This is a genomic window from Bacillus cereus G9842, from assembly GCF_000021305.1.
Taxonomy (GTDB): Bacteria; Bacillota; Bacilli; order Bacillales; family Bacillaceae_G; genus Bacillus_A; species Bacillus_A thuringiensis_S.
This window is the reverse complement of sequence record NC_011772.1, coordinates 3326479-3345871: the sequence shown is the minus strand read 5'-3', so window position 1 is coordinate 3345871 and position 19393 is coordinate 3326479. Positions and strand designations below refer to the sequence as shown.

The window sequence follows — 19393 nt, the reverse complement described above, 5'->3', positions numbered from 1 at the left end:
TGTATCTCGCTGCAATAATACGGGATAAAATATATTGTAGCAAATTCAAAAAAGAAAGAAAACTATTTAACAAAGTGAAGGAAAAATGTATTTTTTACATATCATATAAAAAATATAAAAAACACAGTGCAAATTATTAGGAAAAGTGAGCGTTGTCCTCTAATATAGAGATAGCAATTTACATTATTTTTGCGTAAAATGGTTTAAAGAGGTGAATTCCGATGGAAATAGTAAAAGATAGTTCTCTTATTCAAAATGAAATTGAACGTTTTGTAAATAAAGATGTATATATTCATTTAGAAACGACAAACGGAGCGTATGCATCACACATAAATGAAAAGATGATGACAGTTGGTGCTTTCATTCGAAATGCGATTATCCGTTTTGAACGCGGGAAGATAACTGGAACAAATCCATACCGAGTTGGTCTGAAAATGGATCACGGTTGGGTATATGCTGAAGGTATTACGCACTGGGAAGTAGACGATCAAGAGCGTTTATTATTAGCTGGACATGATAATTTAGGTCGTCTAGCAGTTGCACTTGAGTTAAGCTTAACACCATTTAAGTAAGAAGGAGGGAAACTTATGGAGAGACATGTACTTGTTGTATTTCCGCATCCAGATGATGAAGCATATGCTGCGGGAGGAACAATTCGCTTATTAACAGATCAAGGAGTACCTGTAACATATGCATGTGGTACTCTAGGACAAATGGGACGTAACATGGGTAAGAACGTATTCGCTAACCGTGAAACGATTCCACATATCCGTAAGAAAGAATTGAAAGATGCTTGTGAAGCGATGGGTATTAAAGATTTAAGAATGCTTGGCTTCCATGATAAAACGTTAGAATTTGAAGATGTTGATTTCGTTGCTGACAAAATTGAAGCAATCATTCAAGAAATAAATCCATCTCGAATTATTACATTTTATCCAGAGCACGGTGTACATCCAGATCATAATGCATTTGGCCGCGCTGTCGTTCGCGCTGTATCACGTATGCCAAAAGAAGAGCGCCCAGTTATTCATGCTGTTGCGATTACGAAAAATCGTGAAGCAGTATTAGGAGAACCGGATGTTGTAAATAACATTAGTGAAGTATTTGATCATAAATTAACTGCATTAGGTGCGCACCGTTCACAAACAGAAGCAATGCTTGAAGACACGCATGCAAAAATAAAAAACAAAGATGCAGCAACATTAAAATGGCTGCAACTTGAACAGTTTTGGACTTATAAATGGGAGTAGGCTAGAAGGATACCTTCTAGTTGCTCTTATATAGAAAAGCGCCGTCACTTGTGATGGCGCTTTTTTTATTGAAGACTATATATTTCTTAGGGGGCTTCAAAATTTTTAAATTAACATGCAGTATAGCCTCCATCAACAAGAAGTGTTGTACCGTTAACAAAACTAGCATCATCACTTGCTAAAAATAAGACAGCTTTAGCGACTTCTTCTGGTGTTCCAAGTCTGCCTTGTGGATGAAGTGAAGCTAAATATTCTTTCTGTTCAGGATTAACACTACCAAGTAAAGGGGTGTCAATATAACCGGGGCACACCGCATTAATACGTATTCCATATTTAGCGTAGGCAGTACATAAATTTTGAGTTAATAGTTTCACACCACCTTTTGCAGAGGAGTATGCTGTTGGGGTAGGTAATGAAACAAAACTATGAATCGAACCAGCGTTAACGATGACACCACCTGTACCTTGTTTAAGGAATTGTTCAATCGAATATTTATTAGAAAGGAATACCCCAGACAAATTAATATCAATAGTTCTTTTCCATTTTTCATAGGATAATTCATTTGCCGGTGCATCATCAGCAACGCCGGCATTGGCATACATAATATCTAATTTACCGTATGTACTTACTGTCTCATGAATTAGCTGTTTAATATCTGCCTCTTTTGTTACATCAGTTTTAATAAATAACGTATTATATCCATGTGCATTCAATTCATCTGATAGTTCTTTTCCACGTTCAGAAAAGTCAGCAATAACTACTTTTGCACCTTCTTCGATAAAAAGACGAACAGTAGATTCGCCAATTCCACTTGCTCCACCAGTTATGATTGCTACTTTGTCTTTCAATTTCATATAAACCTCTCCATTCATCAATGAATTTAAGTCGAATTTTAAAATCTGGTTATATCACTATTAACCTTAAATAGTAAGTAGATAGAAGAAAAAGCTCGCGTTTACTTAATTGTAAAAGCCCGATTGGTGAGGGCTAATAATCAGTGAGGGATGAACAAAACCCCCACTGATTAAAGTTTTACTTTATTGTACTTTTTGATACAGTGATGGATGAAAATATTAATTTGGTCAATTTTATCATTAGATTGAATATTTGGTAAAGAGCTCTCGAAAAGAGCGAGTGCCGATGCTGAAAAATTAAAATAAACATTCAGTATTATTTGTAGGGTAAGGAACAAAGGGGAGAGATGCATAACGAAAAATACTATGCTAGTTAAATAGGAAAAAGCCTTGCAGGGGGGCAAGGCTTTAAACAGGGTATTAAAAATTATTGATTTATTAAGAATAACTTCTTCTTGTGAATAAACTAATTTTAGCATGATAACTCATATATATGTGTTACGAATTTGTGAATAAAAACTCAATGATAAAAGTATGAGTGCAAGGAAATAATGTATTTGAAATATGCATTATTACACAAAGTTCAGTTGAAATAGGGAGGGAAATAAAAAAGCGCAATGAGCAAAATAATTAAAAGACGAATTATACCAAAGATTAGTGGAACGCCTAATACTAAATTACTTTTTGCATTTAATTCTTTAGAATTGATTTTTAATAATGTATGTGAGAAGCGTATATTTTGAATTATTTAATAGAATAATATATATTTATATTGATTTAATGATTTTAGTTTTTTAAAAATGGGGAAATGGATATGAAGGTTAAATTTGCCGTAATAAAAGATGAGAACTTTGATTGTAGTTTTTTGGAAACAAAATTATTGAAAACTTTTAAAGAAGTAGATTGTGAAGCAGATATTGTAAAGGTTGAGGATGAAATTTTTGAAAACAATGATATACAAATGCATTTGTCAGAAATAACCATTAATGTTACTGGGAAAAATATCGGATTTAGATCCGTTTCAGCCAGTATATTTATTGTTCTAGAGAGTTTATCAATACAGCTATTTCGTATTCATATTAGTATACTTTAAGCAGTTCAAAAAGTGGATTCTTCAGAAAATCATACTGATTATATTGAGTTGTAAATATGAAAATAATAGAAATTATCGTAGGTGCTCCCGAATGTTGGATTGCACATTGTTTGTTGTTAAATAAACAAGGGATACTTTTTCTAATTTGAACGTATCTTAACGCTAATTTATAAATAGAAGAATGGAAACATGTGAGTAATTCAATTAAAATGTACAAATAATTTGGTACGCGGATATACGGAATGTATTCACAGGTAAGAGGGTTGTCTCATAATATATATAGATTTTTCTATTAAGATGAACAGAGGGTGTGAATATATGGAAGATGTTTACGCTAAAATTGACAGTCTCAAGGCGGAGCAAAAAGAAATTATGCGAGACATTCGAAATTTAGAAACGCGTACCACTATTAATGAGAAAGACATAGCAACAATCAATAAGCAATTAGAAAAAATAAGTACAAACACAACTTGGATTTTGCGAATTATTATTAGTACGATAATAATGTCAGTTTTAGGATTGATATTAAAAGGAATGATTTAGTCTTGTGAAATAGAACAATATAAAAGAAAGAGGGGAGCTCCCTCTTTCTTTTATATAAATGAGAAGCTATAAATTTTCCGTTTCCTTTTCCTTTTCATCTGCATATTTTTCCTCTAAAGAAATTAATAGAGGAATGGATACAGTTACTAGAATGATTAAAGTAGTTATAAAAGATTTAGAAAGAGAAAAAGAACCTTCAATGAAAGGTGATAAAAACTTGAATGAAAGTATACTTGTTATTAAGGAAATTACTAAAAAGCTAAAAAGAGATATATTTTTATTCTTTATAGATGTCTCTATAAAGTCTTTAACACAGGTTATTACGACAAATATAGTTAATATGATAAGAGAAACAAAATAATGTGTTAAATTCGTCATACTAATAGTAGGGTCTTCTATTATGTAAGCAAGTAACTTAGATACTAATATTCCTCCAAACAATAAAATAATAAAAGCAAGTAATCCTTCCAATATATAAGTGCTGAAATTGTCTTTCTTGTTAAAGAGTTTATAGTTTAGAGTAGATTGGGTTATTTGAATTAGGAATAGGGTAATAATCCATACATAATATACAAATGGTAATTCTCCTGAGAATAGAGAAATTAGAAAGTTTACTACTGTCCTTAAAATTTCAATCATTACGAAAGTCCTCCTACTTGTTCAGCTTTATGACATTAGGAATATATGAGTATATCATTTTATAATTAGGTTTATAGATTCAAACTATTTCTAATTATTCCATAATAAGGTGGTTATATCAAGTAGTTATCTTCTATGGCGTGTATTAGTTGTTCACTAATATAGTTAATACTAGAAAAATAAAAGTAATATGTAATATAATTGAAAAAGTATATTTAAAAATCGATGTTAATATTACCCTCCTATAAGTATTAACATACGTAATTGAGGTGTTTTCTTTGTTGTTTTATGACCGGATTTCTATAATGGCCCCTCCTGTTCCGTAGCTAAGGAAAGTCTTTTTATTTCTGGGATTTTCAAAGTTATAGGAGGGTATGAAAAATGAAAAAAGTCTCAGTACCATCACTTTTGTTAATGATTGTTCTTGTCGCATTTCCGCAAATTAGTGAAACGATTTACACACCATCTTTACCAGACATTTCAAAGGCATTACAGGTAAGTAATAATGAGGTGCAGTTAACACTTAGTGTGTATTTTGCTGGATTTGCGTTAGGTGTATTTTTTATTGGCTGGTTATCAGATATAATTGGTCGTCGCCGGGCGATGTTACTTGGAATTGTCGTATATGGCGTTGGGAGTTTCTTGTGCTTTATTGCAAATTCCATTGAAGTTTTATTGCTAAGTCGTTTTATTCAAGCGTTTGGAGCAAGTGCAGGATCCGTGGTTACACAAACGATTCTTCGGGAAAGTGTAGATGGGCATAAACGCCATGTTATGTTTGCTCAAATTTCGGCAGTCATTGCTTTTACACCAGCGATAGGCCCGCTAGTTGGGGGCTTTCTTGATCAAATGTTTGGATTTAAAATAGTATTTTTAAGTTTAGTTGTTATGAGTGTCGGGATTTTTCTGTATACGTTTGTTTCTCTTCCAGAAACAAAAACAGACTCAGTGACAAATAAAATAAATGTCTTTTCAGTATTGAAAAGATTAATTACAAATCCGAAAGTAGTAACATATGGGCTATTAATTGGAGGAGCAAATGGTGTTTTATTTAGCTATTATGCAGAAGCACCGTTTATCTTTATCGAATACTTTCAGTTATCACCCAGTACGTATGGATTTTTAGGAATTGTTGTTGCGTCTGCTTCTATTGTTGGAGCGAAAGTTTCAAAACGTTTACTGGTTACTTATAAGCCAGAGAAAATTATATATATCGGTTGTCTTGTAATGACAGGTGGAGCAGTCGTTTTATCTATTATTACTTCAGTTGGATCAAATCCAAATATAATATATATGATTGGATTTTTAGTAGCGATGTTTATATTGCTATTAGGAATTGGAGTAGCGTTACCTAATTGTTTAAGTTTAGCATTAGTAGATTTTCAAGATGTTATTGGTACAGCTGGTGCATTGTTTAGCTTAGGGTACTATATAATTGTAACGGTGACAATTTTGGGAATGAGTCAGCTGCATACAGGCTCGTTACTGGTGATGCCACTTTATTTTCTGGTTATTGTAGTTATTATGATGGTGTTTACTAAAGTGTTTATTTTAGGTAAACAAACTTCAAAAGCAATTTAAATATGAAATGGTAAAAGGGTCTCATTAAAAATGAGACTCTTTTATATTTTATGCCTCAAAATTGGACTGGACTAAAGAAGTTAGTAATTTATTAATATATTAAATTTCTGATTGGTATATGAATCTAACGTTTGGGAAATCACGTTATCAACTATGAAGATTGAAGTACATGAGATGTGAAACCGAGGAAGAAATGCCATCCTTGGTTATTTATATTGTAATAATATTCATACCGGAATCATATTGAATAGATGTATTTTATTGTTAATTTAGTTAAAAATTAAGCAGGCTTATGTATAATAATTTATTGAAAAAATAATTGAATTTTTCAGATTAATGAATTAATATAAGGTAAGTAATTTTAAGATTTATAGAATATTGGAAGATGAAGGTTTTGAGAATTTTATTAGGAGCACAAAACGATTTTAGGATAGCTTTAAAGCTAGTGTAAAATGACGTTTGCTTCATCATTTTCAGGGCCGAAAGGAATTAGGGGAAAGCATCTTGTTTTAAAATGCGGCTATGAATCATCTAAGAGGGGGAAGTGAAGTGGCAAACAAAGAATTGAAAAGAGGTTTAGAAGCACGTCATATTCAAATGATTGCTTTAGGCGGAACGATTGGTGTTGGTTTGTTTATGGGGTCAGCCAGCACAATTAAATGGACAGGTCCGTCAGTAATGCTTGCTTATGCAATTGCAGGTATTTTTATCTTCTTCATTATGCGTGCCATGGGAGAAATGTTGTATATGGAGCCAAGTACAGGCTCATTTGCGACATTCGGTCATAAGTATATTCATCCGCTAGCTGGTTATATGACAGCGTGGAGTAACTGGTTCCAGTGGGTTATCGTTGGGATGTCAGAAATTATCGCGGTTGGAGCGTATATGCAATATTGGTTCCCGGATTTACCAGCTTGGATACCAGGTATAATTGCCATGGTCATTCTTGGTGCAGCTAACTTAATTTCTGTTAAGTCATTTGGTGAATTTGAATTTTGGTTCGCGATGATTAAAATTGTTACGATTCTATTAATGATTATTGCGGGATTTGGTCTTATTTTCTTCGGAATTGGTAACGGTGGAGAAGCGATTGGTATATCTAATCTTTGGTCAAATGGCGGTTTCTTTACAGGTGGTTTTTCAGGATTCTTCTTTGCATTATCACTTGTAGTTGGAGCATATCAAGGTGTGGAATTAATCGGGATTACTGCTGGTGAAGCGAAAAATCCGAAGAAGACACTTACAAGAGCAATTCAAAGTACAATTTGGCGTATTTTAATATTCTATATTGGTGCTATTTTCGTTATTGTAACTGTGTATCCGTGGGATCAATTAAGTACAATTGGTAGCCCGTTCGTAGCGACTTTTGCGAAAGTTGGTATTACGGCAGCAGCTGGACTTATTAACTTCGTTGTAATTACAGCGGCAATGTCTGGTTGTAATAGTGGTATTTATAGTGCTGGACGTATGCTTTATACGTTAGGGATAAATGGACAAGCACCAAAATATTTCACAAAACTCTCTGGAAATGGTGTACCTTTATTTGGTACAGTTGGCGTAATTATCGGTTTAGCGGTTGGTGTTGTATTAAGCTATATTGCACCGAAAAACTTATTCGTATATGTATATAGTGCGAGCGTACTTCCTGGTATGGTACCATGGTTCGTCATTTTAATTAGTCAAATTCGTTTTAGAAAAGAAAAGGGAGCAGAGATGAAAGATCATCCGTTCAAAATGCCATTTGCTCCTGTAACAAACTATTTAACGATTGCCTTTTTAATTATGGTATTAATCGGAATGTGGTTTAACGATGATACTCGTATTTCACTAGTTGTAGGTATTATTTTCTTAGCTATCGTTACAATTAGTTTCTATGCTTTTGGAATAGGGAAGCGAGCTCCGTTAGACGTTCAAAACAATAAAGAGATTTCAAGTAAATAAAGAAAAGGCTGTTCATCTGGAACAGCCTTTTCTTATTGTTGATATAATTTGATTTGTGATAGATATATTTGAAAAATCGTTGATATATTGTACGTTATGATAGATATATTTGAAAAATCGTTAATATAATTTCACATACTATCTGTCACTATCATGATTAAAATTTCTCTAATACGATTTTCCCGATGGTACGTCCACTTTCAAGTAGTGCATGTGCCTTCTTTAAGTTTTCAGCGTTAATCGGTGTTAATGTTTCATTTAAGGTAGTCTTTAAAATGCCTTCATCTAGTAGTTCGCTTACTTTATTTAATAGTTCGTGCTGCGTAATCATATCGCCAGTTTCATACATTGCTTTTGTAAACATAAACTCCCAAACGAGTGTAGCACTTTTACTTTTTAAAATACCCATTTCAAGAGGGTGTTCATTTTCTACGATAGAGCAAATTTTGCCTTGTGGTTTAATAAGGTCACATATTGCTTGCCAATGTTGATCTGTATTGTTTAAGCAGAAAATATAATCTACATCGCTGAATCCAAGGCTTTGTAATTGCTCTTTTAAAGGGGCATGATGGTCAATTGTATGGTCAGCTCCAAGCTTTTTAACCCAGTCTATCGTTTCGCCGCGGGAAGCAGTTGCAATTACATTTAGTCCAGCCCATTTCGCCAGTTGAATTGCAATTGAACCGACACCACCAGCTCCGCCGATAATTAAAATGTTTTTAAATGAGTTCGTATCTTTTTTAGTATGATCAATGCCTAAACGTTCAAATAAACCTTCCCAAGCTGTAATCGCTGTTAAAGGAATTGCGGCAGATTCAGCATCATTTAACGTTTTTGGTTTCTTACCAACGATTCTTTCATCAACTAAATGATATTCACTATATGTACCTTGTCTCGTAATGCTTCCAGCGTAAAACACTTCGTCGCCTTCTTTAAATAACGTACAACCTTCGCCCGTTTGTACGACAATACCACTCGCATCCCAGCCGAGTATTTTTGCTATATCTTCTTTTTTATCTTTCGGAGAGCGAACTTTTGTATCAACTGGATTAACGGAAATTGCGTTAATTTTAACGAGTATATCTCTTCCTGTAGCAACAGGTCTTTCAACTTCAATATTAATTAAACTGTTTTCTTCTTCAATAGGTAAGTATTCATGTAAACCAATTGCTTTCATTTCTATTCCCTCCATTAAAGTAAGAGTCATTTACTCTTTTATTATAGATGGTGAAATGCCATTATGTAAAAAAAGTACACTCTTTTTTATTTATGCTGGTATGAAAGTGTGGAAGGAGTTTATTTCTAAAAAGCAGAATTTTTTATTGTGTTACTTTATCTTAAATTAAATGTAAAGGTGGATACATAATGACAGTAAAAAAGCTTTATTTCATCCCAGCAGGTCGTTGTATGTTAGACCATTCTTCTGTTAATAGTACGCTCACACCGGGAAATTTATTGAACTTACCTGTATGGTGTTATCTTTTGGAGACGGAAGAAGGGCCTATTTTAGTAGATACAGGTATGCCAGAAATTGCGGTTAATAATGAAGGTCTTTTTAACGGTACATTTGTTGAAGGACAGATTTTACCGAAAATGACTGAAGAAGATAGAATCATAACTATTTTAAAGCGTGCAGGGTATGAGCCAGATGATCTCCTATATATTATTAGTTCACATTTGCATTTTGATCATGCGGGAGGAAATGGTGCTTTTTCGAATACGCCAATCATTATACAGCGTGCTGAATATGAGGCGGCGCAATATAGAGAAGAATATTTGAAAGAGTGTATATTGCCGCATTTGAACTACAAAATTATTGAAGGGGATTATGAAGTGGTACCTGGTGTTCGGTTATTGTATACACCAGGACATTCGCCAGGGCATCAGTCACTGTTAATTGAGACAGAAAAATCCGGTCCGATATTATTAACGATTGATGCATCTTATACGAAAGAGAATTTTGAAGATGAAGTGCCGTTTGCAGGATTTGATTCAGAATTAGCTTTATCTTCAATTAAACGTTTAAAAGAAGTTGTGGCGAAAGAGAAACCAATTATTTTCTTTGGTCATGATATAGAGCAGGAAAAGGGATGTAAAGTGTTCCCGGAGTATATATAGTGCAAAAAGTCATGAGCTCGCGTGCTCATGACTTTTTCGTTTAAATAATTTTTTTAAATAAATTATAAACTTTTTTTGAACTATCTTCGTTTAACTGATAGTACGTAAGGTTTACATCATCAGGAGTATCTTGCTGAGCAATCATCACTTCGCTGTTGTGATGATCAACTACCCATATGAAATATTTTTTATAAGTTCCATCTTCGAAAGTAATCCACATATCACAATCTATTAAATCTGATCCTTCCTCATCCAATGTTAATTTGCCTTTTTTTGCGGTATTCATACTGTTAATAAACGTTTTTAACTCATCTGTTTTTGTGAGAAAGATATCCTTTTTTGTTTTAATTGATTCGACATGTATATCTTTTATTTCCTGTTTTCCTAAAAAAACAGGAGGCTCATTTGGATCTCGGGAGCTTGAAATAATAGTAGCTTTCTTTTTCGGCTTATTTGCAGTATACAGATCTTGAATAGATTTTCCCGAGTTTACAAACCATACAATTCCAGAAATAATTAATACGCTACCTAACAATAAAATAATTTTTTTAATAGGATTTTCTCCTCTCTATTACTTTGTGTGAAGAGCTTTTCTATTAATATATGATAGGTAAGCGTAAAGTATTATAGTTGAACTTGGTTATGCTTCACAGTTTTTATCGGGCGATCTATGAGTAAATTGTAAGTGAGCCCAATTAATACGAAAATGCCACCGATAACTTTACCGATAGAGAGTTCATTTGTCAGGAAGAAATCAATAATAGTCCCCGCAAATAATTGTCCGATAAAGATGAGTAATGTTAAATAAAAGGCTGATATTTTAGGAGTAATATAGTTGGATAATGAAATAACGATAACGCCTACTAATCCGCCTAAGTACACGGCGATAGGAATAGATTGCAACGTATGAATAGGGATATACAATGAATCTGAACTGAAAATTAAAAATAACATAGAGAAAAATAATCCAGTAATATAATTGAAAAACGTGCCTTCCCAGTTTCCAATTTCCTTTGCTAAATTCGCGTTAATAATTCTAGCAACGACGATAGAAACACCAGCTAAAATAGCGATCGTAATATATAACATATTTTTGCCCCCATTAATAAATTGTCATGATAATAATCCCAGAAGAGATGAATGCTAATCCAACTAGTTTTTTCTTTTCAAACTTTGCAACTTTCATTCCTAATAAGCCGAAATGATCAATAACGATGGAAGCAATAGATTGACCGAGTAAACTTAATGCGATCGTAATAGAGGCACCGAGGACGGAGAAACTTATATTATTAAAAAGAACAGTGAATACTCCAATCGCTCCAGCGCTATATAAAAAAATCGGAATACCTTTATCGAAATGAATTCTATGTTTGTTTAAGATTAAAATGAAGATAACTGCAATTAAACCGACGAGGTGAATGACAACGCTTGCTGTATACTTCCCAATTAACTCGGATAAAATTCCATTCAATGGGAGCATAACGGCGATGAGCACACCAATAAAGACAGAAAGAAAGTTATACAATGTAATATCCCCTTTATATTTCATATTTGTAATGACTGTATCATGCTGAAATTGTGTATTGTTATGACATATGTCATAGTGGAAGAAGAAAATTTTAATTACAATGGGGATGAGTTGTAAAGGTGGGGGACTATGAAGAAAGTATGTAATTCTATTAAACTAGCAGAGTATATGAAGAAAAATAATATTGATTCATTTTTTAGTCATGATATGAAGCCATATATGGAACTTATATTTTTTAAAAAGAATGAGTTTATTTGTAGAGAAAATGAAGAAATAGAGTATTTATTTTTCTTCGTTGAAGGAAAAGCGAAAGCGTTTAATACATTAAGTAACGGGAAATCTGTATTGCTATGTTTCTATGATAGTTTGCAGCTGTTAGGAGATGTTGAGTTAATTCATTCTCAAAAGACTGCTTCAAACGTACAAGTAATGGCAGATTCATATTGTGTTGCTTTACCTTTAGGAAAAGTGAGAAATCAGCTATTTCATGATGCGAAATTTTTAAGATGTATTTGTGGATCGTTAGCACATAAGTTAAATCGACTTTCAAAAAATAGTACAATTAATTTACTATATCCACTTGAAAATAGACTTGCAAGTTACATGTTAGCAGCAGGGGAACGAGCGGTGCAGCACGGAAATCGAATTGTGTTTAGTGGGAATTTAACGGAAACAGCTGAATTGTTAGGAACGAGTTATCGGCACCTATTACGTACATTAAATATTTTTTGTGATAAAGAGATTATAAAGAAAAACAATGGTTGCTTTGAAGTAGTGAATGTGGATGTTTTGAGGGAATTGGCTGCGGATGTTTATAAATAGGAGATGAAGTTATAAATGATTACACCTATATTTAGAATTTTTGATATTGAAAAAGCAAAACTATTTTACATAGGTTTTTTAGGATTTAAACTGGATTGGGAACATCGGTATGAGGAAAATATGCCATTATATTTGCAAATTTCGTTACAGGATACTGTGATACATTTATCAGAACATCATGGTGATGCCTCACCAGGTGGTGCGATTCGGATCAAAATAGATGATGTAAAGGATTATCATTCTGTATTATTAAGTAAAGAATATGCTTATTCGAAGCCGAATATAGAAAAAACACCTTGGGGTACAATTGAATTAACTGTGATTGATCCGTTTTTAAATAGAATTATATTTTATGAGGAAAAATTGTCGGAGTAGAAAGGATTCATATACAAATATTCATGGGTTAAGTAGTGTAGTTACGTGGTAAATGTAATGAAGAGTAGTTCATAAAGTAGTGAACTGCTCTTTTTCATGTTGTTAAACAGATTGAATTATTGAAAAATAAATCGTATGATAAAATATATGAACAAATGAGCATATATTCATTTGTTGTAAGGAGGAGGGAAAAGATGTTAGATGCAATCATTGTTGGAGCTGGTCAAGCGGGATTGACAATAGGATACTACTTGAAGCAGGCAGGATATAATTTTTTATTACTCGAGGCAGGAAACCGAATTGGTGATTCATGGAGAAATAGATATGATTCTTTGCGGCTCTTTACACCGAGTGAATATAGTAGTTTACCAGGTAGGATATTAAAAGGAGCAAGGAATGAATTTCCACATAAAGATGAAATTGCAACTTATTTAGAAGAATATGCAAGACATTTTCAATTACCGGTACAATTACAAACGGAAGTTCTAAAAATAAAGAAAGAAAAAGAAATATTTGAATTACATACTCCTACAGAAATTTTACAAACGAAAAAAGTTATTATTGCATCAGGTGGTTTTCAGCAACCATTTATTCCCTCAGTTTCAGAAAATCTTTCACCACATATTTTTCAAATACATTCATCACAATATAGATCATCATCGCAAATTCCACAGGGGAAGGTACTTGTAGTAGGTGGCGGAAATTCAGGAATGCAAATCGCAGTAGAACTTGCAAAAACGCATGAAGTTACGGTGTCTATTAGTCATCCCTTAACGTTTTTACCGTTACAACTTTTTGGAAAAAGTATTTTTAATCTGCTAGAAAAAGTGGGTTTATTGTACGCTGAAATAAATACAAAGAGGGGAAGATGGTTTCAGAAGAGAAAGGACCCTATTTTCGGTTTTGAAGGTAAGAAACTTATTCGTAATGGAGCAATCAAACTACAAGAAAAAGTAGTAAGTGCATCAGGAAATAACATTATGTTTCAGAATGGTGATATTTATAGTGCAGAAAGCGTTATATGGTCAACTGGTTTTGTTCAAAATTATAATTGGATTGAAATTGAACAGGCAGTGAATGAGAAAGGGTTTCCTAATCATATAAAGGGAGTTAGTCCAGTAAGAGGATTGTATTATATCGGATTGCCGTGGCAATCTCAAAGAGGCTCTGCGCTTATTTGTGGTGTAGGAAAGGATGCAGTATATTTGCTTTCTGAAATCAAAAAAATAGATCAGTAGCAATAACTACTGATCATCCATATGTACATGAATTAGGAGAGGTCAAACATTTATTAACTTTATTATAATAGATTTTCATAGAATTAAAAACTGAAAATTCAAATTTCATGTTGAGAAAGTTTTTTGTATCGAAATATATGAAAAAATAGGGATTTTCATCCCACATTAACGGACAGTAAGGCCTCCACTGATTAAAGTTTCACTTTATTAAAAGGAAAAATGATATTTATATTTTAGTAAATTATGATATAGTCTAAATAAGTGTGTTTTTCCATAAATGTAATTATTTTCATTGTAGTTTCGTTTATATAAGGGAAGGAGAAGTAATTATGAAGTTTGATGATCAACGCTTACTAGGAGTCCGATTAGGTTCTGTACTTGTGACAGAGGAAAATCAATATTTAGTAATTAAGAAAAAAGATCATTATGCACTATTAAATATACATAATTTAGAATGCACTCATGTTGAAGTGCAGTTAGAACATTTGGAAGAAATGTTACATGAAGATTTCCAGGAAAGTATAACGGAGATTATCGCACCAGAACATATAAAAATTGTTGCGAAAAATGTTATATAGATAAAGAAGCTGGAAGGAACAGCTTCTTTATTTTCATTATAAGGATAACGTTTTTACAACCTCACCAATGATCCCTTCCATTTGATGAACACCTAAATCGGAATTGGTCATAATAACAGCGCCATTCCCGCAGTATGGATAACAAACCATCATACATTGAAATCCGACGCCCCATCCGAGTGAATAAATCTGTAATTCTTCATTAGAATCATCTAGAAAAACACCTAATCCAGTCCATTTTGAGCAACCTTGAGGAGAAATCATGTCTAGTACTAATTTTTGAGAAAGTTTTAGTTTGCCCTTTCCTTGTAAGGAATGAATGATTTCAATGACTAAAGCTGATAAGTCAGTTGGTGTTGTCCAAATGCCTGAAGCAGCTGCGAATGGATAAAATGGAAATCTCTCATTTGTTACAGTTCTATCTTTATTATGGCCGCAAGCAAAAACATCGGTTTTATCTATGTCTTTTGGAGAGAAGAGTGTACTATTTTTCATTTGTAGTGGCTGAAAGATATATTCTTCAAGTAAAAGGTTAAATGGTTTTCCAGTTATATCTTCAAGTAGTAGTTCGATAATACAAAAGTTTGCATCAGAGTAGTGAAATTCACTTTCTGGTTTATAAGTTATTTCTATTGGTACTGAACAATATGATGTTTTACCAGCAAGGAGTTCAGATAAGTTTGGTCGCCCTTGTGCAAATGTAAAATGTTCAAAACTATTAGGAGGATCAATAATTCCAGATTGGTGACTTAATAAATTTCGCAGGGTGACTTTTTTCTGTGAGGTAAATAGATTGGTAGGTATGTTCCAAGATGTAAGTCTATCATTTACGTCTTCATCTAAATATACGATACCTTGCTCTGATAATGTTAGTACGAGCATTGTAGTGATGAATTTGCTGATAGAGCAAGAATTAAAGAGAGAATTTGTAGTAACAGCTCTAGTTGTTCCATCTTCAAGTGTTCCAAAGGCAGTCGCTTCATCTAGTTTGCCATTACGTATAACAGCGAGGCTTAAACCTGCAACGGAATATTGATTCATTTTTTCGTATATATTGCTACTTTTTAAGTTCATGGTGACTCCTTTCTTTAAAGACAGAATATTATTTTTATTATACAGTAGTAAAAAAAAGAAAACACTTCGTCATTCACCAATGAAGTGTTTTCTTTTTTAGTTAGTTTGAAGTGAACTTTTGAAAAAATTTGTCTCGGTACATGTACATAACCCATGAGGTTGTTATTAAAGAAATGATGATTTGTTTGTTTTTAATTGGTGCATTGAAAACAAGCCAACCCACTATATCAAATAATAAATGTAGCATGATTGAAAGAACTACAAATTGAAGTAACGTATTTAAAAATCTTTTCATAAAGTGTCCCCCTAAAATAATAGGTTTTATTAACAGTTTGATATAGTGGTATTATACAGTAAATGTTTCTTGTGGTAAAATTTACATAAGTTAGTGAAATAAAACAAATGAAAGTTAGTAAGGGGGAACATTCATGGAATTCTGGATGGTTATACCGATAGTAGCCTTTGGATTCATTTATATCGCTGAAAAATTAACTACAATTGAAAAGAAAAATGATGCGCGTTTAAAGAGAATTGAAGATAGATTACAATTAATTACGAAAGAATTGGGAATTGTAGAAAGAGAACCTGAAATTAATAAAGAACTACGCCAGCTTGTAGAAGAAGGCAAAAAAATTACAGCAGTTAAGAGAGTAAGAGAAGCTTTTGGTTTTTCCTTACTAGAAGCGAAGCAATATGTTGATAAATTATAAAAAAGATCACCCATTTGGGTGATCTTTTTTACTGCACCATGCGTGTATTTACATAAGCCGCGATTATAACGTGTCCAATTATAATGATAGGAAATAAGATTTTGGCATTAGGAGTAGTGAAGACACTACCGATTGTCGCAATGACACCAGCAATTAAATTATAAAGACCTACTATTTTTGATAGTGTCACTTTATCAAGCACGCGGCGTTCGTTGAATCCTGATAAGAGGCAAGTGTATTGTTTTACTCCGATGAAATAAGCTAGTGCAAATGAAATGATTGCTACTATGAATAATGATGGTGAAGCGAAGAGAGTCATTGCAAACACCTCCGTTAATGGGCTATAAATAAATTATAGTCTGAATGTTATAATTTAACAAAATACAATTTTGATTTTAAATGTAATAGAAAAATGGAGTATTTGTAATGAGGGGAGATTAAGTATGAATATTGTGGAGTTTCAGATTGGGATGACAAATTAACGAAGGAACTAATAGAAATGGTAGAAAAGAAATTTCAGAAGCGCGTAACGGATTTCATTATTACACATGCGCACGCTGATCGAATTGGCGGAATAAAAACGTTGAAAGAAAGAGGTATTAAAGCGCATAGTACAGCATTAACTGCAGAATTAGCAAAGAAAAATGGATATGAAGAGCCGCTTGGAGATTTACAAACAATTACGAGTTTGAAGTTTGGCAATACAAAAGTAGAAACGTTCCATCCAGGGAAAGGACGTACAGAAGATAATATTGTTGTTTGGTTGCCACAATATAAAATTTTAGCTGGAGGCTGTTTAGTGAAATCTGCGGAAGCAAAAGATTTAGGAAATGTTGCAGATGCATACGTAAATGAATGGTCTACATCGATTGAGAATGTGCTGAAGCGATATGGAAATATAGATTCGGTAGTACCTGGTCATGGAGAAGTAGGAGACAGAGGATTACTTTTACATACATTGGATTTATTAAAATAAGAAATTGTAGAAATACAAAAGAGAGGAGAAATAATTTTCTCCTCTCTTTCTTCTAACTATATTTAAATGCTGAATCTGTCGATTACGCCAGCATGTATTACTGAGATTTTAATTCCAAGTATACAAATACTAGAACTGTCATAATTGCTATAACAACGTAAGTAGCATCAAGCATTATAAGTGTTTTTAAAGTTTCAGTCATTCTAATTCACCCCTGTTATAAAAATATAACATGATCTTTTTATTGATTAGATAAGAGATCATAAAGATAAAATGTATATGAAATTTCTTAAGTAGTTTCTATATAAATATATCATATAAATAATGTAAGTAATGTTAAGATAGTGTAAATGTATTGTAAATAAAAAGCTTTACAATAAAGGCTTTAATAAAAAATGATAGTTCCTTAAAATAAAAAATACGCTATTCTTTCTATTGAATGATAGAAAAGGATGGCGTTTTTGTATGTCTATTTTCATATGTGATGAATTGCAACTATTTGTATAAGGGTTCAAAAAATTTTCGTTGTATATATTTCTCCAAATTAATTATTTAGCTATTTAAAAGTATCGAAAGATGTGTGCACACTAATGTACATTTTTTAGTGTCAATAAAAATATTATGTCAACAATATGAACTGTCACAAATCTTTATATATTATTGTGATTGATATCACATCACTTTTTTTCAATGGGTATTATGCTTAAGGTGTAATAAATGATTGGGAGAGGGTGGGATGATATGTTTTGTTATCAATGTGAACAAACGCCAACAGGCGGATGTAAAGTGATGGGTGTTTGTGGTAAGAATGAAACGATTGCGAGTTTACAAGATACGATTGTGTTTGGGCTAAAAGGAATTGCAGCTTATCGCACACATGCTGCTCAGCTAGGGTATACGGATGCATTTGTAGATGCTACAACACAAGAAGCTTTATATATGACATTAACAAATTCTAATTTTAACGAACAAGAGCATATTGATATGGCTATGAAAGTTGGGAAATCAGCTTTACGGGTGATGGAGTTATTGGATGAGGCACATACGAATCATTTTGGTGTGCCAGAACCTGTACAAATTACACAAAATCGTGTAGAAGGTAAAGCAATTGTAGTTACGGGCCATAATTTATTTGCATTAGAAGAACTATTAAAGCAAACAGAAGGAAAAGACATTAATATTTATACGCATTCTGAAATGCTACCAGCACACGGATACCCGCAGCTGAAAAAATATAAACATTTAAAAGGAAACATCGGTAAGGCATGGTATGATCAAAGACGCCTTTTTGAAAAATTTACTGGTGCCATATTAGCTACAACGAACTGTGTTATGCCAATTAAAGGCTCGTACTCTGATCGATTCTTTTCATATGACATTGCAGGTTTAGAAGGTGTACAAAAAATTGAAAATGATGATTTTACAACGTTAATTCAAAAAACGCTAGAACTTCCAGAAGTACATATGGAGTCGGATGAACAGTTAGTGACAGGGTTTCATCATAATACAGTATTATCATTAGCTCCAGAAATTATTGACGCAGTAAAAAAAGGGAAAATAAAGCGTTTCTTTGTTATCGCCGGTTGTGATGCACCGGGAAAAGGCGGAGAATATTATCGTGAATTAGCAACGTCACTTCCGCCAGAAACGGTTATTTTAACAACTTCTTGCGGGAAATTCCGCTTTAATGATGTGGATTACGGTGTTGTACCTGGTACGGAAATTCCGCGTTACATTGATTTAGGACAGTGCAATAATTCAATTTCTACAGTGAAAATAGCGGCTGCTTTAGCTGATGCTTTTCAATGTGAAGTGAATGAATTGCCAGTAAGTATTGTCCTATCATGGTTTGAACAAAAAGCGGTTGCCATTTTACTAGGGCTATTTAGTCTTGGGATTCAAGATATTCGCATCGGTCCAAAGGCTCCTGAATTTATTTCAGCTGGCGTGCTTGATGTATTACAAGAAACATTTGGTTTAAAACTAATTACAAATGCAGCAGAAGATATGGCTATGATGTTATCGTAACGGAAAAGATGTTTTCACTTAATTGTGGCTTTATAAATCATTTGT

At 33.0% G+C, this 19393-nt stretch carries 22 protein-coding genes and 1 pseudogene; 14 read left to right on the top strand and 9 right to left on the bottom strand.

The window, feature by feature from the left end; all coding sequences use genetic code 11:
- Nucleotides 1–221: 221 nt before the first annotated feature.
- Entirely contained in the window at nt 222–572 is a 351-nt protein-coding gene (locus BCG9842_RS16825; RefSeq protein WP_000407045.1) for a YojF family protein, read from the top strand.
- A 15-nt stretch (nt 573–587) separates the two neighbouring features.
- A complete protein-coding gene (gene bshB2 / locus BCG9842_RS16820; protein ID WP_000439482.1) occupies nt 588–1250 on the top strand; it encodes a bacillithiol biosynthesis deacetylase BshB2 in 663 nt (220 codons plus the stop codon).
- 110 nt (nt 1251–1360) lie between these two features.
- Here the strand turns inward: bshB2 and BCG9842_RS16815 are convergent, their stop codons facing one another.
- Nucleotides 1361–2104: an SDR family NAD(P)-dependent oxidoreductase gene (locus BCG9842_RS16815; RefSeq protein ID WP_000768019.1), complete on the bottom strand. Its 744-nt coding sequence runs from the start codon at nt 2102–2104 to the stop codon at nt 1361–1363.
- A gap of 814 nt (nt 2105–2918) precedes the next feature.
- Between BCG9842_RS16815 and BCG9842_RS16810 the strand changes: the two genes are divergently transcribed.
- Together BCG9842_RS16810 and BCG9842_RS16805 are read left to right on the top strand one after the other, a co-directional pair.
- Nucleotides 2919–3197 carry a hypothetical protein gene (locus BCG9842_RS16810; protein WP_000864999.1) on the top strand — a complete coding sequence of 93 codons (279 nt, stop codon included), beginning with the start codon at nt 2919–2921 and terminating at the stop codon, nt 3195–3197.
- 318 nt (nt 3198–3515) lie between these two features.
- Nucleotides 3516–3740 (top strand): hemolysin XhlA family protein, encoded by a 225-nt coding sequence (locus BCG9842_RS16805; protein WP_000390464.1) that lies wholly within the window; start codon nt 3516–3518, stop codon nt 3738–3740.
- A 66-nt stretch (nt 3741–3806) separates the two neighbouring features.
- Here BCG9842_RS16805 and BCG9842_RS16800 read toward each other — a convergent pair whose 3' ends face one another.
- Nucleotides 3807–4379, bottom strand: a complete 573-nt coding sequence (locus tag BCG9842_RS16800; protein WP_000570041.1) for a DUF5823 family protein — start codon at nt 4377–4379, stop codon at nt 3807–3809.
- 381 nt (nt 4380–4760) lie between these two features.
- Between BCG9842_RS16800 and BCG9842_RS16795 the strand changes: the two genes are divergently transcribed.
- Both BCG9842_RS16795 and BCG9842_RS16790 read left to right on the top strand, forming a co-directional pair.
- A complete protein-coding gene (locus BCG9842_RS16795) occupies nt 4761–5960 on the top strand; it encodes a multidrug effflux MFS transporter (RefSeq protein WP_000758019.1) in 1200 nt (399 codons plus the stop codon).
- 549 nt (nt 5961–6509) lie between these two features.
- Nucleotides 6510–7901: an amino acid permease gene (locus BCG9842_RS16790; protein WP_001284408.1), complete on the top strand. Its 1392-nt coding sequence runs from the start codon at nt 6510–6512 to the stop codon at nt 7899–7901.
- Nucleotides 7902–8058: 157 nt separating this feature from the next.
- On the opposite strand, the gene BCG9842_RS16785 is transcribed toward BCG9842_RS16790, so the two are convergent.
- A complete protein-coding gene (locus tag BCG9842_RS16785) occupies nt 8059–9078 on the bottom strand; it encodes a zinc-binding alcohol dehydrogenase family protein (RefSeq protein ID WP_000643781.1) in 1020 nt (339 codons plus the stop codon).
- A gap of 188 nt (nt 9079–9266) precedes the next feature.
- On the opposite strand from BCG9842_RS16785, the gene aiiA reads away from it, so the two are divergent.
- Entirely contained in the window at nt 9267–10019 is a 753-nt protein-coding gene (aiiA, locus tag BCG9842_RS16780; protein ID WP_000216598.1) for a quorum-quenching N-acyl homoserine lactonase AiiA, read from the top strand.
- A 40-nt stretch (nt 10020–10059) separates the two neighbouring features.
- On the opposite strand, the gene BCG9842_RS16775 is transcribed toward aiiA, so the two are convergent.
- From BCG9842_RS16775 to BCG9842_RS16765, 3 genes are all read right to left on the bottom strand, one after another.
- On the bottom strand, nt 10060–10554 hold the full coding sequence (locus BCG9842_RS16775; protein ID WP_000901705.1) for a hypothetical protein: 495 nt from the start codon (nt 10552–10554) through the stop codon (nt 10060–10062).
- Between the two features lie 89 nt (nt 10555–10643).
- Nucleotides 10644–11108, bottom strand: a complete 465-nt coding sequence (locus BCG9842_RS16770; protein ID WP_000965812.1) for a DMT family transporter — start codon at nt 11106–11108, stop codon at nt 10644–10646.
- Between the two features lie 13 nt (nt 11109–11121).
- A complete protein-coding gene (locus BCG9842_RS16765; RefSeq protein WP_003259412.1) occupies nt 11122–11568 on the bottom strand; it encodes a DMT family transporter in 447 nt (148 codons plus the stop codon).
- Between the two features lie 108 nt (nt 11569–11676).
- On the opposite strand from BCG9842_RS16765, the gene yeiL reads away from it, so the two are divergent.
- The 4 genes from yeiL to BCG9842_RS16745 all read left to right on the top strand — a co-directional run bounded on the left by yeiL (nt 11677) and on the right by BCG9842_RS16745 (nt 14560).
- Entirely contained in the window at nt 11677–12369 is a 693-nt protein-coding gene (yeiL, locus tag BCG9842_RS16760) for a transcriptional regulator YeiL (RefSeq protein WP_000754833.1), read from the top strand.
- Between the two features lie 15 nt (nt 12370–12384).
- Nucleotides 12385–12744 carry a glyoxalase superfamily protein gene (locus BCG9842_RS16755; protein WP_000632392.1) on the top strand — a complete coding sequence of 120 codons (360 nt, stop codon included), beginning with the start codon at nt 12385–12387 and terminating at the stop codon, nt 12742–12744.
- A gap of 194 nt (nt 12745–12938) precedes the next feature.
- Nucleotides 12939–13982: a flavin-containing monooxygenase gene (locus BCG9842_RS16750; RefSeq protein WP_000882899.1), complete on the top strand. Its 1044-nt coding sequence runs from the start codon at nt 12939–12941 to the stop codon at nt 13980–13982.
- A gap of 329 nt (nt 13983–14311) precedes the next feature.
- The gene (locus BCG9842_RS16745) at nt 14312–14560 is read left to right on the top strand and encodes a hypothetical protein (RefSeq protein WP_000666947.1); all 249 of its coding nucleotides are present in this window, start codon (nt 14312–14314) and stop codon (nt 14558–14560) included.
- 36 nt (nt 14561–14596) lie between these two features.
- On the opposite strand, the gene BCG9842_RS16740 is transcribed toward BCG9842_RS16745, so the two are convergent.
- Together BCG9842_RS16740 and BCG9842_RS16735 are read right to left on the bottom strand one after the other, a co-directional pair.
- On the bottom strand, nt 14597–15634 hold the full coding sequence (locus BCG9842_RS16740) for a serine hydrolase domain-containing protein (RefSeq protein ID WP_001050192.1): 1038 nt from the start codon (nt 15632–15634) through the stop codon (nt 14597–14599).
- A 100-nt stretch (nt 15635–15734) separates the two neighbouring features.
- Nucleotides 15735–15929 carry a hypothetical protein gene (locus BCG9842_RS16735; RefSeq protein ID WP_000819656.1) on the bottom strand — a complete coding sequence of 65 codons (195 nt, stop codon included), beginning with the start codon at nt 15927–15929 and terminating at the stop codon, nt 15735–15737.
- 133 nt (nt 15930–16062) lie between these two features.
- Here BCG9842_RS16735 and BCG9842_RS16730 point away from each other — a divergent pair, with 133 nt between their 5' ends.
- Nucleotides 16063–16344 (top strand): hypothetical protein, encoded by a 282-nt coding sequence (locus BCG9842_RS16730; protein ID WP_000397727.1) that lies wholly within the window; start codon nt 16063–16065, stop codon nt 16342–16344.
- 28 nt (nt 16345–16372) lie between these two features.
- Here the strand turns inward: BCG9842_RS16730 and BCG9842_RS16725 are convergent, their stop codons facing one another.
- Nucleotides 16373–16663: a DUF3784 domain-containing protein gene (locus BCG9842_RS16725; RefSeq protein WP_000171767.1), complete on the bottom strand. Its 291-nt coding sequence runs from the start codon at nt 16661–16663 to the stop codon at nt 16373–16375.
- Between the two features lie 141 nt (nt 16664–16804).
- On the opposite strand from BCG9842_RS16725, the pseudogene bla reads away from it, so the two are divergent.
- Both bla and hcp read left to right on the top strand, forming a co-directional pair.
- Nucleotides 16805–17320, top strand: a pseudogene (gene bla / locus BCG9842_RS16720) (subclass B1 metallo-beta-lactamase); the annotation flags it as partial.
- A 741-nt stretch (nt 17321–18061) separates the two neighbouring features.
- On the top strand, nt 18062–19348 hold the full coding sequence (gene hcp / locus BCG9842_RS16715) for a hydroxylamine reductase (protein WP_002082429.1): 1287 nt from the start codon (nt 18062–18064) through the stop codon (nt 19346–19348).
- Nucleotides 19349–19393: the final 45 nt, after the last annotated feature.

Bases quoted from the DNA above. Each gene is read 5' to 3' on its own strand.
- bshB2 (WP_000439482.1), top strand. From the start codon at position 588: ATGGAGAGACATGTACTTGTTGTATTTCCGCATCCAGATGATGAAGCA.
- BCG9842_RS16765 (WP_003259412.1), bottom strand. From the start codon at position 11,568: ATGAAATATAAAGGGGATATTACATTGTATAACTTTCTTTCTGTCTTT.
- BCG9842_RS16745 (WP_000666947.1), top strand. From the start codon at position 14,312: ATGAAGTTTGATGATCAACGCTTACTAGGAGTCCGATTAGGTTCTGTA.
- aiiA (WP_000216598.1), top strand. From the start codon at position 9,267: ATGACAGTAAAAAAGCTTTATTTCATCCCAGCAGGTCGTTGTATGTTA.
- BCG9842_RS16725 (WP_000171767.1), bottom strand. From the start codon at position 16,663: ATGACTCTCTTCGCTTCACCATCATTATTCATAGTAGCAATCATTTCA.
- BCG9842_RS16770 (WP_000965812.1), bottom strand. From the start codon at position 11,108: ATGTTATATATTACGATCGCTATTTTAGCTGGTGTTTCTATCGTCGTT.
- BCG9842_RS16805 (WP_000390464.1), top strand. From the start codon at position 3,516: ATGGAAGATGTTTACGCTAAAATTGACAGTCTCAAGGCGGAGCAAAAA.
- BCG9842_RS16785 (WP_000643781.1), bottom strand. From the start codon at position 9,078: ATGAAAGCAATTGGTTTACATGAATACTTACCTATTGAAGAAGAAAAC.
- BCG9842_RS16810 (WP_000864999.1), top strand. From the start codon at position 2,919: ATGAAGGTTAAATTTGCCGTAATAAAAGATGAGAACTTTGATTGTAGT.
- BCG9842_RS16735 (WP_000819656.1), bottom strand. From the start codon at position 15,929: ATGAAAAGATTTTTAAATACGTTACTTCAATTTGTAGTTCTTTCAATC.
- BCG9842_RS16730 (WP_000397727.1), top strand. From the start codon at position 16,063: ATGGAATTCTGGATGGTTATACCGATAGTAGCCTTTGGATTCATTTAT.
- BCG9842_RS16815 (WP_000768019.1), bottom strand. From the start codon at position 2,104: ATGAAATTGAAAGACAAAGTAGCAATCATAACTGGTGGAGCAAGTGGA.
- yeiL (WP_000754833.1), top strand. From the start codon at position 11,677: ATGAAGAAAGTATGTAATTCTATTAAACTAGCAGAGTATATGAAGAAA.
- BCG9842_RS16800 (WP_000570041.1), bottom strand. From the start codon at position 4,379: ATGATTGAAATTTTAAGGACAGTAGTAAACTTTCTAATTTCTCTATTC.
- BCG9842_RS16750 (WP_000882899.1), top strand. From the start codon at position 12,939: ATGTTAGATGCAATCATTGTTGGAGCTGGTCAAGCGGGATTGACAATA.
- BCG9842_RS16795 (WP_000758019.1), top strand. From the start codon at position 4,761: ATGAAAAAAGTCTCAGTACCATCACTTTTGTTAATGATTGTTCTTGTC.
- BCG9842_RS16755 (WP_000632392.1), top strand. From the start codon at position 12,385: ATGATTACACCTATATTTAGAATTTTTGATATTGAAAAAGCAAAACTA.
- BCG9842_RS16825 (WP_000407045.1), top strand. From the start codon at position 222: ATGGAAATAGTAAAAGATAGTTCTCTTATTCAAAATGAAATTGAACGT.
- hcp (WP_002082429.1), top strand. From the start codon at position 18,062: ATGTTTTGTTATCAATGTGAACAAACGCCAACAGGCGGATGTAAAGTG.
- BCG9842_RS16740 (WP_001050192.1), bottom strand. From the start codon at position 15,634: ATGAACTTAAAAAGTAGCAATATATACGAAAAAATGAATCAATATTCC.